The following is a 13011-nucleotide window of genomic DNA, read 5'->3' as shown; positions in this document are numbered from 1 at the left end:
CCTCTCCCGCAGCATTCGCCACCGCCCCTGATGAACGCCCCGGAACAACCGGGCGGCGCGCCGCGAACGCACCCGCGAACCCCGATGTCCGAAGGCGTCCGGGTCCGGGTGCTGCGTGCCGTGCACGGCGATCCGCGCGCGGCCGTGGAACTCGCCGCCGCCCTGAGTGAGCATCAACTGGCCGGTCTGGAACCGCTTCCGGCCGAGCCCGTCGCCGTGGCCCCCGGTCTGCTGCGGTCCCAGCGGCGCGAGATCAGGACCCTCCCGCCGGACACCCGGCGGCTCCTGCTGATCGCCGCCGCCGACCAGTACCCGCTCGCCACCCACGCCTTCCAGCGCGCGGTGACCGCGGCCCGGCTGGACACCGGGCCCCTCGACGAGGCCGAGGCGGCCGGATTCGCCCATCCGACGTCCGCCGGAGTCGTGTTCCGTGACCCCTGGACCCGTATCGCCGCCTACGAGACCGCGTCGGCCCTGGACCGGCGCGAGACCCATCGGCTGCTCGCCCGTGTCCTGCGCGGCGAGGGCGAGGCGCCCCGCCGGTCCTGGCACCGCGCGGCCGCCACGCTCGGGCCCAGCCGGCGGCTCGCGGGGGAGCTGCGCGCATCGGCGCACGAGGCCCGGGCCGCGGGCGAACACGCGCTGGCCTGCGCTCTCCTCGAACGGGCCGCCGTACTGACCCCCGACCCGTGCGAACGCCCCCGTCTGCTGGCCCGGGCCGCCGCCGACGCCTGGCGCTCCGGCGACGCCGACCGGGCCCGCCGCCTCGCCGCCCACGGCGACGTCGACGGACTGAGCGGACTGCTGGCTCTACGCGCGGGGAACGCCACGGAGTCCTTCGACGCGCTGCTCGCGGAGTCGGTGCGCGGCATGGAGTTCGGAGAGCGGGCACTCGGCGGCGAGCCCGGCGGAGGCGCGGACGGCGACAGCACGGTCGGCGGCGCGCTGATCGAGGGCGCGGGCGGCATCCGAGTCGTACGCCCTGCCGCGCCCGCCGCTCCCGACGTCGCCGCGCACCTGGTGGCACGTGCCATCGAGGCCGCCGTCTACACCGGTGACCTGCGCCGATGCCTGGAGGCCGCAGCTGTCGCCGACCGGTACGGGATCGTGCCACCGGGCACACTCGGGGGCCTGGCCGCCGCGTTCGAAGGGCGGTACGAGGACGCCCGCGACCTCCTCAAGGCGGCCGCCGGGCGCTGCGGGCCCGGCGGCGACCCCACCTCGCTGATCCACTCCTCGATCGCCGCCCTGATGCTCGGCGACCACACCCGCGCCGCCTCAGCGGCCGTACGCGCCGCCGCCTCCGCCCGTGCCAGGGGCGAGTCGATGACCGTCCCGCAGGCCATGGAGTTCCGGGCGTACGCCGAGTTCTGGACGGGCCGCCCACGGGCCGCGGGCGCCGCCACCCTGGACGCCCTGCGCCAGGCGTACGCCACCGGGCAGGACAACGGGGCCTGCCATCTCCAGGCGGCCCTCGCCATGTTCGCCGCCGTCACCGGCGACGAGGACGTCTGCCGGGCCCGCGCCGAAGCCGCCCGTACCCACGCCCTGGAACGCGGACTCGGCCTCGCCGCCGCCCTCGCCCTGTGGGCGCTCGCCTTCCTCGACCTCAGCACCGGCCGCTACGCGGCGTCCGCGTCCCGGCTGCGCGCCCTCGCCGGATTCGGCCCCGGGCACGGGCACCGGGCCGTACGCCATCTCGCCACCCCGCACTACGTGGAAGCCGCCGTCCGCACCGGCGACACCCGGGTCGCGCGGGCCGCCCACGCCGACTACGACCGCTGGGCGATCGCCGTCCGCAGCCCCGACGACCTTGCCCTCAGCGCCCGTTGCCGGGCCCTGCTGGCCACCGGGCCCGAAGCCGTCGAGCACTACCGGACCGCCCTCGACCTGCATGCCGGCGGCACCCGCGACTTCGAACGCGCCCGTACGGAGCTGCTGTTCGGCGGTGCGCTGCGGCGGTTGCGCAACCGCACGGAGGCGCGTGACCGGCTGCACAGCGCGCTCGAAGCGTTCCTGCACTTCGGTGCGCCGCATTGTGCCGCGCAGGCCCGGGGGGAGCTCCGTGCCCTGGGCGAGCCCGCGGGGGCGCCGGGTAGCCCCCGTGACCTGTCCTCTCTGCTCACCGCTCAGCAGCTGACGGTGGCCCGGATGGCGGCCGACGGGGCGACCAATCGGGAGATCGCGTCCCGGCTGGTGCTCAGTCCGCGCACCATCGATCATCATCTGCGGGGGGTGTTCAACCGGCTTGGTATTCGGTCGCGGATCGAGTTGGTGAGGTTGTTGGCTTCGTCGGAGGAGTGAGCTCCGCCGGGATGCTGTTCTTTGTCTGCGGGCCGTCTGTGGCTGGTCGCGCAGTTCCCCGCGCCCCTTACGGGGCGGTCCAAGTTCCGCCAAGCTGTGGTGCCAGCCAACTTGCCGCCGTGGTGCGGAAGTTGGCCGGCGGGAGCCCGCCGCAGCCCTCGGGGAGTGCGCCCAGCAGTGGCGCCTCTGCTACCACCGGCAGGTCTGTCAGGTTGCAACGCGAGGCGAGATCCGGCTCGTTCGGCCAGCTGCCCAGTACGACACCCAGCAGGTCGAGTTGGCGGGCCCGTAGTTCGCGGGCGGTCAGTTCTGTCGTGTTGAGCGTGCCGAGTCCTGCCGAGGCGACCACCAGCACGGGGGCGTCCAGCAGCCGTGCCGCGTCCGCGAGTGTGCCGCCCTCGTCGTCGAACCGTACGAGGAGGCCGCCCGCTCCCTCGACCAGCACGAGGTCGTGGTCGGCGGCCAACTTGCCCGCAGCCTCAGCCACTTCGACCGGACGCACCGGTGCGAGACCGGACCGCCGGGCCGCCGTGGCGGGAGCCAACGGCTCGGGATAGCGGGCGAGTTCGACGGACGTCACCGTGCCCGCGAGGCGGGCCACCTCGTCGGCGTCCCCGGGCTCGCCCGGCAGCACACCGGTCTGCGCGGGCTTGAGCACGGCCACGGAACGCCCGGCCGCGAGAGCCGCCGCGGCGACGGCCGCGGTCGTCATCGTCTTGCCGACCTCCGTGCCCGTCCCCGTGATCACCAGTACCGAAGACATGTCAGCCCTCCCGAGCCGCCGCGCACACCGCGGCCGTGATCCGTGCCAGATCCGCGTCCCCGGTGACGTACGGCGGCATCGTGTAGACGAGGTCCCGGAACGGGCGCAGCCACACGCCTTCGCGGACCGCGGCCCGGGTCGCCGCCGCCATGTCGATCTCGTGGTCGAGCTGCACGACCCCGATGGCACCGAGCACGCGTACGTCCCGGACCCCGGGCAGCTCCGCCGCCGGAGCCAGCCCCTCCCGCAGCCCGGTCTCGACGCGCTTGACCTCGGTCTGCCAGTCCTGGCCGAGGAGCAGGTCGATCGAGGCGCAGGCCACGGCGGCGGCGAGCGGGTTGCCCATGAAGGTCGGGCCATGGGCGAGCACCGGCACCTCGCCCCGCGAGATCCCGTCCGCGACCCGCGCGGTGCAGAGCGTGGCCGCCATCGTCAGATAGCCGCCGGTCAGCGCCTTGCCGACGCACATCACGTCCGGCGTCACCGCCGCGTGCTCGGCCGCGAACATGGCGCCCGTACGGCCGAAGCCCGTCGCGATCTCGTCGAACACGAGCAGTACGTCGTGCGCGTCGCAGGCCTCGCGCAGCACCCGCAGATAGGCGGGGGAGTGGAACCGCATCCCGCCCGCGCCCTGCACCACCGGCTCCACGATCACCGCGGCCAGCTCGTCGGCGTGCCGCTCGATCAGCTCACGCAGCTGGTCCGCGTACGACTCCTCGTACGCGACCGGTGGCGGGTCCGCGAACACCTGGCGCTGGAGCACGCCCTGCCACAGCTCGTGCATCCCGCCCTCGGGGTCGCACACGGACATGGGCTGCCAGGTGTCGCCGTGGTAGCCGCCGCGCCAGGTCAGCAGGCGCTGCTTGCCCGGGCGGCCGAGGGAACGCCAGTGCTGGAGGCACATCTTGACCGCGACCTCGACGGACACCGAGCCGGAGTCGGCCAGGAAGACATGTTCGAGCCCTTCAGGTGACATGTCGACAAGGCGCTTCGCCAGCCGTACGGCGGGCTCGTGCGTGAGCCCGCCGAACATCACGTGGCTCATCCGGCCGAGCTGGTCGCGGGCCGCCTCGTTGAGCGCGGGGTGGTTGTAGCCGTGGATCGCCGACCACCAGGACGACATGCCGTCGATCAGCTCGGTGTCCGTGCCGGCCAGCCGCAACCGCACCCCGCTCGCCGACTCCACGACGAGCGGTTCCTGCCGGCCGGGCATCGGCCCGTACGGATGCCAGACGTGCCGCCGGTCGAGCTCCAGCAGCTCGGGCACGGAGAGGCCGGACACGTGCGGGTCAGGCATTGGGCGCGAGGTCCGTTCCGGCACCCCGGCGGCGTACCGCGACCAGGTCCGTACGGGCCTCGGAGACCCGGGCCGTCTCGGGGACCCGCGCCGCCGCGGGGGCCTTCTCGTCGGCGGACGAGCCGCAGGGGCCGCAGCCGCCGCCCTCGTGGGAGCCGCATCCGGCGTCCGCGTGTGAGCCGCAGCCGGCCTCGGCGTGGGAACCGCAGCCGCCGCCCGCGGTGACCCGGTGTTCCGGAAGCGTCACCTGGCCCGTGCCCTCCACCTCGAACCCGGCGTCCGCGATCATCTCCAGGTCGGCCTTGCCGGCCTGGCCCTCGGTGGTCAGGTAGTCGCCGAGGAAGATCGAGTTGGCCAGGTTCAGGGCGAGGGGCTGCATCGTGCGCAGATGGACCTCTCGGCCGCCCGCGATCCGCACCTCGACGTCCGGGCAGACGAACCGGACCATCGCGAGGATCCGCAGACAGCGCTGCGGCGTGAGGTTCCACTCCTTGGCGAGCGGGGTGCCCTCGACCGGGATCAGGAAGTTGACCGGCACCGAGTCCGGGTCGAGCGCGCGCAGCGAGTAGACGACGTCGACGAGGTCCTCGTCGCTCTCGCCCATGCCCGCGATCAGCCCCGAGCAGGCGGACAGGCCCGCGGCGTGCGCCTTCTGGACCGTGTCGACGCGGTCGGCGTACGTGTGGGTGGTCGTGATGTCCCCGTACGTCGACTCGGACGTGTTGAGGTTGTGGTTGTAGGCGTCGGCGCCCGCCTCGCGCAGCCGCTCGGCCTGGCCGTCGGAGAGCAGCCCGAGGCAGGCGCACACCTCGACGCCCTCGTTCTGGTCCTTGATCGCCTTGATGGTGTCCGAGACCCGGTCCACGTCACGGTCGGTGGGACCGCGTCCGCTCGCCACCAGGCAGACCCGCTTGGCGCCGCCCGCGAGCCCGGCCGCCGCGGCCTCGGAGGCCTGGTCGGGTTTCAGCCACGTGTACTTCAGGATCCCGGCCTTGGAGCCGAGCCGCTGCGAGCAGTACGAGCAGTCCTCCGGGCACAGGCCCGACTTCAGGTTGACCAGGTAGTTGAGTTTCACCCGTCGGCCGAACCACTGCCGGCGTACCTTGCCGGCCGCGGCCACCACATCGAGGAGTTCGTCGTCGGAGGTCGCCAGTACGGCCAGCGCCTCTTCGCGGGTCGGCAGCTCTCGCCGAAGCCCCTTGTCCACCAGCGTGTTCAGCAGGTCCATGAGGTCCGATCCTGGCCTATCCGACCGCGCCGGGCCAAGGAGGGACCGGACAACAGAGGCCGTTCGACGTGTGGGTATTGCCACATCATGGGCGGCTGGTGGTCCGGCTAGGGTCTGTGCGTTGCCTACAAAAGGCAGGTGGGGACGGCCCGGACGAAATGTCATGTGTCGGTGCCCCATGGGACACCCTCACCTCATGGCCCGGAGGACATATGTCGGGATCGCCTTTCGAGTGGATCGACGAGCAGGCGCGGGCGCGCCGCCGCGCCGGACTCGTGCGCACCCTGCGTCCCCGCCCCGCCGACTCCCCGCTCCTCGATCTCGCGGGCAACGACTATCTGGGCCTGGCGAGGCACCCCGAGGTCACCGAGGCGGCCGCGAGCGCCGCGCGGACCTGGGGCGCCGGAGCGACCGGCTCCCGGCTCGTCTCCGGCTCCACGGAACTGCACGCGGAACTCGAACGCGAGCTGGCCGAATTCTGCGGGTTCGAGTCCGCGCTGGTCTTCTCCTCGGGATACGCGGCCAATCTCGCCGCCGTCACCGCGCTGGCCCCGCACGGCTCCCTCGTCGTCTCCGACGCGGGCAACCACGCCTCGCTGATCGACGGCTGCCGTCTCGCGCGCGGCACCACCCAGGTCGTCGCGCACGCCGACCCCGACGCCGTGCGCAAGGCGCTGGGCACGCATGCCGGAGTCGCCGTCGTCGTCTCCGACACGGTCTTCTCGGTCGACGGCGACGCGGCCCCGCTCACCGGGCTCGCCGCCGCCTGCCGGGAGTCCGGCGCCGCCCTGCTCGTGGACGACGCACACGGTCTCGGCGTACTCGGCGACGGCGGCCGGGGCGCGCCGCACGCGGTGGGCCTCGCGGGCGCGCCGGACGTGGTCACCACCGTCACGCTGTCGAAGTCGCTCGGCAGCCAGGGCGGCGCGGTCCTCGGACCGGCCCACGTCATCGACCATCTGGTCAACGCGGCCCGTACCTTCATCTTCGACACCGGTCTGGCCCCCGCGGCGGCGGGCGCGGCCCTCGCGGCCCTGCGTCTGCTGCGCAGAGAACCGGAACGGGCCACGCGCGCGCGTGCCGTAGCGACCACCCTGCACGAACGGCTGACGGCCGAGGGTCTCGAAGCCGTACGACCGGACGCGGCCGTCGTCTCCGTGCGCGCACCCTCCCCGGAGCGGGCCGTGCGCTGGGCCGCGGACTGCCGCGAGGCCGGTCTCGCCGTCGGCTGCTTCCGCCCCCCGTCCGTGCCCGACGGCATCTCACGGCTGCGGCTCACCGCCCGCGCGGACCTCACCGACGGGCAACTCGACCGTGCCGTACGCCTGATCATCGAAGCGCGGCGATAAAACCCTCCCAGGCTGCGGGGGCGAAGAGCAGGGCGGGACCCGACGTGTTCTTCGAGTCGCGCACCGCGAGCAGGCCGGTCCATGGACCGGAGCCCGGCCGGGCCGTCTCGACGCAGTTGTTCATTCCCGTGCTGCGGCTGCTGCGCTGCCACCGCACACCGGGCAGACGGGTGCTCGAAGGTAGGGACCGAGGCAGGGGGGCGGGCATGGTGCCTCCTTATGCGCCGTGAGCTACACCGGCGATGAAATCCAACGTTTCCTCGGGCGAAAGGGCGTGGACCTGAAGGGAGTCGAAGGCCTCGCTGTAGGCCTGGAGGTCTTCTTTCCGTTCGAGATAGAGGCTACTCGTCAAGTGGTCTAGAACAACCACATCCAGATCAGATGTGCTCGGAAACGAAAAAATAACAAAGGGCCCTGTGACGCCGACATGAGCTCCAACTCCGAACGGCAGCACCTGAATCCGCACGTGAGGGAGGTGCGCGGCCTCTCTGAGGTGATCCAACTGCCGTGCCATGACCTCGGGTCCGCCGACCGTCCGTCGTAGAGCCGCTTCGTCGAGAACCGCACTCAGTCGGAGCGGTGGATTCGAACGCAGTACGTCCTGGCGGGCGATGCGCACCTCCACCAGCGCGTCGACCTTGTCGTCCGGCGCCCCGTCCACGGCCGCCAGGGTCACCTCGCGGGCGTACTCCGGCGTCTGCAGCAGCCCCGGCACGACGGTGTTCTCCAGCGTGCGCATCACGCTGGCCTGCGACTCCAGGCTGATGAAGTCGCTGTAGGTGGACGGCAGAAGACCCCGGTAGGCGTGCCACCAGTGGTGCCGGCCGTTGTCGTCGGAGCCCGCCAGCACCACGAGCAACTCGCGCAGCTCCGCGTCCCGGACCTCGTACGCGTCGAGGAGCAGCTCGACGTCCGTCGGCTTCACCCCGCTGCGGCCGGTCTCGATCCGGCTCACCTTCGACTGGTGCCAGCCGACGAGCCGGGCCGCCTCGCCGCTCTTGAGGCCCGCACGGGCACGCAGGGCACGCAGTTCGGCACCGAGTTTCCGGCGGCGCACAGCGGGACCGTACTGCATGGCCGTCTCCTTCCGACCGTCGCGCCGGCGCTATATCGTCCGGCGTCACGCCGACCGTAGAGGACGAACCGGCCCCCCGCCCAAATACGGTCGGCCGTCGCAGAGTTCACCGCTTCGAGCGACAGATATATGCATATCTCGGTGGATCGGCACCACGAACGCCGAGGTAGTGGCACTCTGGCGCAAGCACCAGTCCGGGACCGTACTCGAAGTCATCCGCTTCGTGTCGGACTCCGGTCCCGTGGGAAAGGGACGACCTCGCCATGGCAGACCACCAGGAAGCATCCGTCACTCTGCCGAGCGATCCCGCCTCGGTCTACGCCGCCCGCACATACGTCATGAACGTGCTGGCCGAATGGGGACTTCCATCCGACACGGAGGCCGCCGACACGGTCCGGCTCATCGTCTCGGAGCTCGCCACCAACGCCGTACAGCACACGTTCGGGCAGTCGCCCACCTTCACGGTGGACATCGAACTCGACCGCGACGAACAGCTGCGCATCGGTGTCACCGACAGCCACCCGCGCTTTCCGAAACGTCTGCCCGCGGCCGTCCAGCAGGACAACGGCCGCGGCATGGTGATCGTCCGCTGGCTCACGGTCGAGTGCGGCGGCAAGTTGACGGTCCGGCCCACCAGAGAGGGCGGCAAGACGGTCTCGATCATGCTGCCCTGGACGGCGCCGGTGCAGCCCGTGACAGCGGACTGAGAGCCGCTTGCACTACTTGAGAGCCGTGCCCCACTGGCGGCGTGAAGGCGCTTGCTAGTCCTCCTCGTCGGCGGAGCGCTGCATCAGGTGGGGGATGAGCGCCCACAGCCCCGCGCAGACGACCAGGGTGGTCGCACCGGCCGCGATACCGCCCGCCCGGCCCGTCGCCACGTCCACGACGAGCAGGACCGAACCGGAGAGGGCGAGCGCGAGCACTCCGAGCCCGATCTCGGCCAGATTCGAGGACGCCTTCACGACCTGCGGCTTGGCGCCCTGCTGGAAGAGCCGGCGATGCAGCGCGGCGGGGGCGGTGAAGAGGGCGGCCGCCAGTACGGAGAGCAGCAGCGTGACGACGTACGTGGTGCGCTGGAACAAGTCCAGGGAGGGGAAGCGCGGGGTGAACGCGAGGGTGAGCAGGAAGGCGAACAGGATCTGCACCCCGGTCTGCGTGACCCGCAGTTCCTGGAGCAGTTCGTTGAAGTTGCGGTCGGCGCGCTCAAGCCGGGTCTCGTTGCGCTCCTCGTGGTGATGAAGGTCGCCCATGAGTGAAGGAGTAACCACTCTGGCGCGAATATCACGCACCGGGCCCCGGAAGGCGGCCGCGGCGATCACCGCGGCCACCTCCCGGGCGGGTCACCTGACCCGGCCGTACCAGACGCTCTTCGTCCAGATCTTCTGGAGCTTCACCACTTCCCCGGTCTTCGGGGAGTGCCAGATCCGTCCCTTCCCGGCGTAGATACCGACGTGGTAGACGTTCCGGCCCGAGTGGAAGAAGACCAGGTCTCCCTGCTTGCGGTTCGAAGCGGAGACATGGTTCGTCTTGTTGTACTGCGCGGCGGCCGTACGCGGCAGGGACTTGCCCGCCTTCTTGAACGAGTAGAGCGTGAGGCCGGAGCAGTCGAAGCGCTTGGGCCCCACGGCCCCGTACTTGTACGGGGAGCCCTTCTTGGAGGCCGCTACCTGGAGTGCCTTCGTCGCGGGTGTGGCCGCTTCCGCGCCGGACGTGAATCCGGGGGCCACTATGCCGCCGCCGACAGCGGCGATGGTGAGAGCCGATGCGGTACCGGCCCTGCTGAACAGCGACGGGACACGATTGAGCGCAGTCATGCGCAACCCTTCGTCAGCCGCCTGTGAAGGATGACCTGTCGGATTCGGGCTGGCGAAGTTGCCCGGCCGCTGACGCGGCTTCACCCCAAGGGCTGCTCGGGCCGGTCATGGCGTGACCGTTCCGGCGACCCGTCGTGCTTGGGTCCTCCACTCCTGCCGATCCACTTCTGTCGACCGGTCATCCGGGCGGCGGCAGGACTCGGCGTCCGCCCGGATCGCCCCGCCGCTTGTGGCGGGGGCTTGTCGTCGGAAGGGATCTTGACGCACGGATGTCCCAAAAGCCGAGCGGAATCGGCGATTTGTGGGCTTACTCACCACTCACCCGTTCGGGTGGACAGCCTTTCCTACGGGAGGGCGTCGACAGGGTCGACGACCCTCGTACCAGCACCGGAACGTCTGATTCCGTACGGAGGCTACGCGTGTTGCGCAACTTCCACGGGCTTGAAAAAGCAGCTCTGTCTACGCTGTTCGGTGGTACACCTTTCGGTGCGTTTGAACCCTGACCCGGACGTCTCGTCAGATGCCTGCGTGACGCCGGGTCCGTGGCGGTACGTCAGCTGTCGGAGCGCGGCGGTAGCGCGATCCGGCCCGCTCGGCGCTCACCGTCGAGGACGCGCAGCGCCCGCGCCAAGGTCGGCGCGTGCACCTCGTGTTCGCCGCGCTGGTGCATCAGGGCCAGCGCGTCACGCAGCGCGGCGGCCCTGCCGACCAGGGCCTGGGCCGCTCGCAGCCCCCGGTAGGTGTCCCCGGAGTGGGCCGGGTTGATCCGGCCGAGCAGGTCGACCACTTCGAGGTAACGGTCGATCAGCTCGGCCTCCGCGCGGGTCAGGGCCGGCAGCGGCGGCAACTCGGGTGGGAGCATCGGGCCGCTCACCTCGCGCCGCGTGCGCTCTGGGTGGACTTCCGGCTCGGGACGATCCGGTCGATCAGCCCGTACTCCAGCGCCGCCTGCGCGTCCAGGATCTTGTCCCGCTCGATGTCTGCACCGATCCGCTCCCGGCTCTGACCCGTGTGCCGGGCGAGCATCTCCTCCAACTGCCCACGCGTACGCATCAACTCGTCGGCCTGAATGGCCAGGTCGGACGCCTGTCCCTGGACGGGCTCGGAGAACGACGGCTGGTGGATCAGCACGCGGGCGCCCGGCAGCGCGTACCGCTTGCCCGGTGTGCCGGCCGCGAGCAGCACCGCCGCGGCCGACGCCGCCTGCCCCAGGCAGATGGTCTCCACCTCGCAGCTGACGAACTGCATCGTGTCGTAGACGGCCGTCATCGCACTGAACGAGCCGCCGGGCGAATTGATGTAGAGCGAGATGTCCCTGTCGGGCGCCTGGTACTCGAGGTGCATGAACTGCGCCATCACGTCGTTCGCCGACACGTCGTCGATCGGCGTCCCGAGAAACACGATCCGCTCTTCCAGCAGCTTCGAGTACGGGTCCATGGTCCGACTCCCCGAACTCGTGCGTTCGGTGAACTCGGGCAGGACATGGCGGGCGGACGGTCGGGTCATGACACACGCTCCTCCGGGAGAGGTCCTGTAAAAAATGTACAGGACGTACATGACGTTATGATGGGGAGCATGGCCTACGAGATTCCGGTGACGCAAGCCAGGGCTGAGCTCGCCGACCTGATCAACCGCGTGGTGTACGGCGGTGAGCGCGTCGTCGTGACGCGGCACGGGAAGGCGCTTGTCGCTCTCGTGTCCGCGGCTGACCTGGAGCGACTCGAGAAACTCGACGCGGCGATCGAGGCGGGGGTGGAGTCGCCGGTGGTCAGTGCGGTGTCGAGTGTTCGGGAGGTGGGTTCCGCTCCTCGCGAACGGCAGCGGTTCGGGATTGCGGCGGAGCATCGGGGGCCGGGGGCGTCCTAGGCGGCTTGTGGTGTGGGGTGGTTGCGCTTGTGTGCCGGGTGCCGGCCCGGTGGGGGCTTGTCGCGCAGTTCCCCGCGCCCCTGGGTGGGTTGGGCTGAGCGGCGCTCATAAGGCTGAGTAGGTAAACGCGTAAGATCGCCTACCCCTGAAGCGCGTAAGACCGTGCACCCCTGTCCGCTACTTCAGGGGTGCACGGTCGGCTTTGCGGGTGTCAGTTCGCCGGCGCGGGCTCGTGCTCGGTCGTTGTCGGTGCCGTTGATTCCTTGCGGCGCTTGAGTGCGCTGCCCAGGAGGGTCGCGCCGAGTCCCAGGGTGGCCCACCAGGTCAGGGTGAGGGCCGGGCCGGATGCGGCGGCTCCGTCGAAGAACGAGATCGAGCGGAGCAGTGAGACGCCGGCGCCCGGTGGCAGCCACTGGCCGATCGTGCCGACCGGGTCGGGCAGCATCTCGGGTGCCGTGGCGGCGCCGGAGAACGGGTTGCCGAGCATCATCACGACGAACGCGCCCAGTCCGACGCCCGGAGTGCCCAGCAGGGCCGCCAGACCCGCGACGGCGGCGCCGACCGCCAGCGTGGCCAGGCCCAGGGCGCCCGCCTGGGCCCACCAGTTCCCGGTGAGCGCGCCGAGCCAGCTGCCCGCGAGAGCGGCAGCCACCAGGCCGACGAGCGCGGACGCACCGACCAGCGCGGCGATCGCGCGCCGCCCGCTCAGTCCGAGCAGGGTCACGACGGCACCCGCGGCGATGCCCGCCAGCGTCAGCGGCAGCACGCTCGACGTCAGGGCCGAGCCGCGCGGGTCGTCCTCGGCCGCCGGTACGACATCGACGGTACGCACCTGTGCGCCGCCCGCCTGCTGGGTCACCGACTGCTGGAGCAGCTGCGCCACGAGCGGGCTCGCGGCAGAGGCGGTCAACAGCTTCGGCCCCTGCGCGGTGACGACGACCGCGCCGTATACGGTCCGGTCCTCGATGGCGTCCCGGGCGGCGGCCTCGTCGGCGTAGCGGTGGATCTCGAAGGCGCCCTCGTGCTCTTCGAGCTGCTTCTGGACCTGGGCGGCCGCTGTCGCCGGGCCCGCCACGCCGAGGGGCAGATCGCGCGGCGCGGTACGGGCCGCGGGCCAGGCGAAGGCCCACAGGGCGAGGGCCACCAGTACAGGCACCAGTACGACGACGGCGACGACATGGCGGCCGTGCGACGACGGGCTCGGCTGCTGCGGCGACTGTGACGGCTGCGGTGAGCCTGGTGACGTGGTCCCGGTGTGCGTAGCGGATGCGGCGGACATCGTCTCTTCCCTTGATGTGGATGGGGATGTGGATGG

The 13011-nt window shown here is 71.4% G+C and carries 14 protein-coding genes and 1 riboswitch; of the genes, 4 read left to right on the top strand and 10 right to left on the bottom strand.

Annotated features, from left to right (window positions below; translation table 11 throughout):
* Nucleotides 1-84 precede the first annotated feature (84 nt).
* Nucleotides 85-2304, top strand: a complete 2220-nt coding sequence (locus ACFWXQ_RS21355; protein WP_383939074.1) for a LuxR C-terminal-related transcriptional regulator — start codon at nucleotides 85-87, stop codon at nucleotides 2302-2304.
* 67 nt (nucleotides 2305-2371) lie between these two features.
* On the opposite strand, the gene bioD is transcribed toward ACFWXQ_RS21355, so the two are convergent.
* From bioD to bioB, 3 genes are read right to left on the bottom strand one after another with little or no spacing between them, the layout of a single operon-like run.
* A complete protein-coding gene (bioD, locus tag ACFWXQ_RS21350) occupies nucleotides 2372-3067 on the bottom strand; it encodes a dethiobiotin synthase (protein ID WP_383939077.1) in 696 nt (231 codons plus the stop codon).
* A gap of 1 nt (nucleotide 3068) precedes the next feature.
* On the bottom strand, nucleotides 3069-4364 hold the full coding sequence (locus ACFWXQ_RS21345; RefSeq protein ID WP_384095941.1) for an adenosylmethionine--8-amino-7-oxononanoate transaminase: 1296 nt from the start codon (nucleotides 4362-4364) through the stop codon (nucleotides 3069-3071).
* Nucleotides 4357-5592, bottom strand: coding sequence for a biotin synthase BioB (bioB, locus tag ACFWXQ_RS21340; protein WP_383939083.1), 1236 nt, complete (start codon nucleotides 5590-5592; stop codon nucleotides 4357-4359). Before bioB ends, ACFWXQ_RS21345 begins: the two co-directional genes overlap by 8 nt.
* 212 nt (nucleotides 5593-5804) lie before the next feature.
* On the opposite strand from bioB, the gene ACFWXQ_RS21335 reads away from it, so the two are divergent.
* Entirely contained in the window at nucleotides 5805-6941 is a 1137-nt protein-coding gene (locus tag ACFWXQ_RS21335; RefSeq protein ID WP_383939086.1) for an 8-amino-7-oxononanoate synthase, read from the top strand.
* On the opposite strand, the gene ACFWXQ_RS21330 is transcribed toward ACFWXQ_RS21335, so the two are convergent.
* Together ACFWXQ_RS21330 and ACFWXQ_RS21325 are read right to left on the bottom strand one after the other, a co-directional pair.
* Complete coding sequence (locus tag ACFWXQ_RS21330) at nucleotides 6922-7149, bottom strand: DUF397 domain-containing protein (protein ID WP_383939089.1); 228 nt, start codon at nucleotides 7147-7149, stop codon at nucleotides 6922-6924. The two genes, ACFWXQ_RS21335 and ACFWXQ_RS21330, sit on opposite strands and share 20 nt — an antisense overlap.
* 9 nt (nucleotides 7150-7158) lie before the next feature.
* Complete coding sequence (locus ACFWXQ_RS21325; protein WP_383939091.1) at nucleotides 7159-8016, bottom strand: helix-turn-helix domain-containing protein; 858 nt, start codon at nucleotides 8014-8016, stop codon at nucleotides 7159-7161.
* Nucleotides 8017-8279: 263 nt separating this feature from the next.
* On the opposite strand from ACFWXQ_RS21325, the gene ACFWXQ_RS21320 reads away from it, so the two are divergent.
* Nucleotides 8280-8723: an ATP-binding protein gene (locus tag ACFWXQ_RS21320; RefSeq protein WP_055615898.1), complete on the top strand. Its 444-nt coding sequence runs from the start codon at nucleotides 8280-8282 to the stop codon at nucleotides 8721-8723.
* A 54-nt stretch (nucleotides 8724-8777) separates the two neighbouring features.
* On the opposite strand, the gene ACFWXQ_RS21315 is transcribed toward ACFWXQ_RS21320, so the two are convergent.
* From ACFWXQ_RS21315 to ACFWXQ_RS21300, 4 genes are all read right to left on the bottom strand, one after another.
* Complete coding sequence (locus ACFWXQ_RS21315) at nucleotides 8778-9266, bottom strand: DUF6328 family protein (RefSeq protein ID WP_383939095.1); 489 nt, start codon at nucleotides 9264-9266, stop codon at nucleotides 8778-8780.
* 90 nt (nucleotides 9267-9356) lie between these two features.
* On the bottom strand, nucleotides 9357-9830 hold the full coding sequence (locus tag ACFWXQ_RS21310; RefSeq protein WP_143643028.1) for a C40 family peptidase: 474 nt from the start codon (nucleotides 9828-9830) through the stop codon (nucleotides 9357-9359).
* 3 nt (nucleotides 9831-9833) lie between these two features.
* A riboswitch (cyclic di-AMP (ydaO/yuaA leader) is annotated at nucleotides 9834-10045 on the bottom strand.
* 338 nt (nucleotides 10046-10383) lie between these two features.
* Nucleotides 10384-10692, bottom strand: a complete 309-nt coding sequence (locus ACFWXQ_RS21305; RefSeq protein WP_383939098.1) for a hypothetical protein — start codon at nucleotides 10690-10692, stop codon at nucleotides 10384-10386.
* Between the two features lie 8 nt (nucleotides 10693-10700).
* Nucleotides 10701-11336 carry an ATP-dependent Clp protease proteolytic subunit gene (locus ACFWXQ_RS21300; RefSeq protein WP_383939101.1) on the bottom strand — a complete coding sequence of 212 codons (636 nt, stop codon included), beginning with the start codon at nucleotides 11334-11336 and terminating at the stop codon, nucleotides 10701-10703.
* 69 nt (nucleotides 11337-11405) lie between these two features.
* Here ACFWXQ_RS21300 and ACFWXQ_RS21295 point away from each other — a divergent pair, with 69 nt between their 5' ends.
* Nucleotides 11406-11696, top strand: a complete 291-nt coding sequence (locus ACFWXQ_RS21295; protein WP_383939104.1) for a type II toxin-antitoxin system Phd/YefM family antitoxin — start codon at nucleotides 11406-11408, stop codon at nucleotides 11694-11696.
* A gap of 211 nt (nucleotides 11697-11907) precedes the next feature.
* On the opposite strand, the gene ACFWXQ_RS21290 is transcribed toward ACFWXQ_RS21295, so the two are convergent.
* Nucleotides 11908-12975 carry an ABC transporter permease gene (locus tag ACFWXQ_RS21290; RefSeq protein ID WP_383939107.1) on the bottom strand — a complete coding sequence of 356 codons (1068 nt, stop codon included), beginning with the start codon at nucleotides 12973-12975 and terminating at the stop codon, nucleotides 11908-11910.
* Nucleotides 12976-13011 lie beyond the last annotated feature (36 nt).

Origin of the sequence: Streptomyces sp. NPDC058697 (assembly GCF_042715345.1) — a bacterium.
Classification (GTDB): Bacteria; Actinomycetota; Actinomycetes; order Streptomycetales; family Streptomycetaceae; genus Streptomyces; species Streptomyces liliifuscus.
Note: the sequence above shows the minus strand (reverse complement) of the source record. Positions and strands in the feature narration are given on the sequence as shown.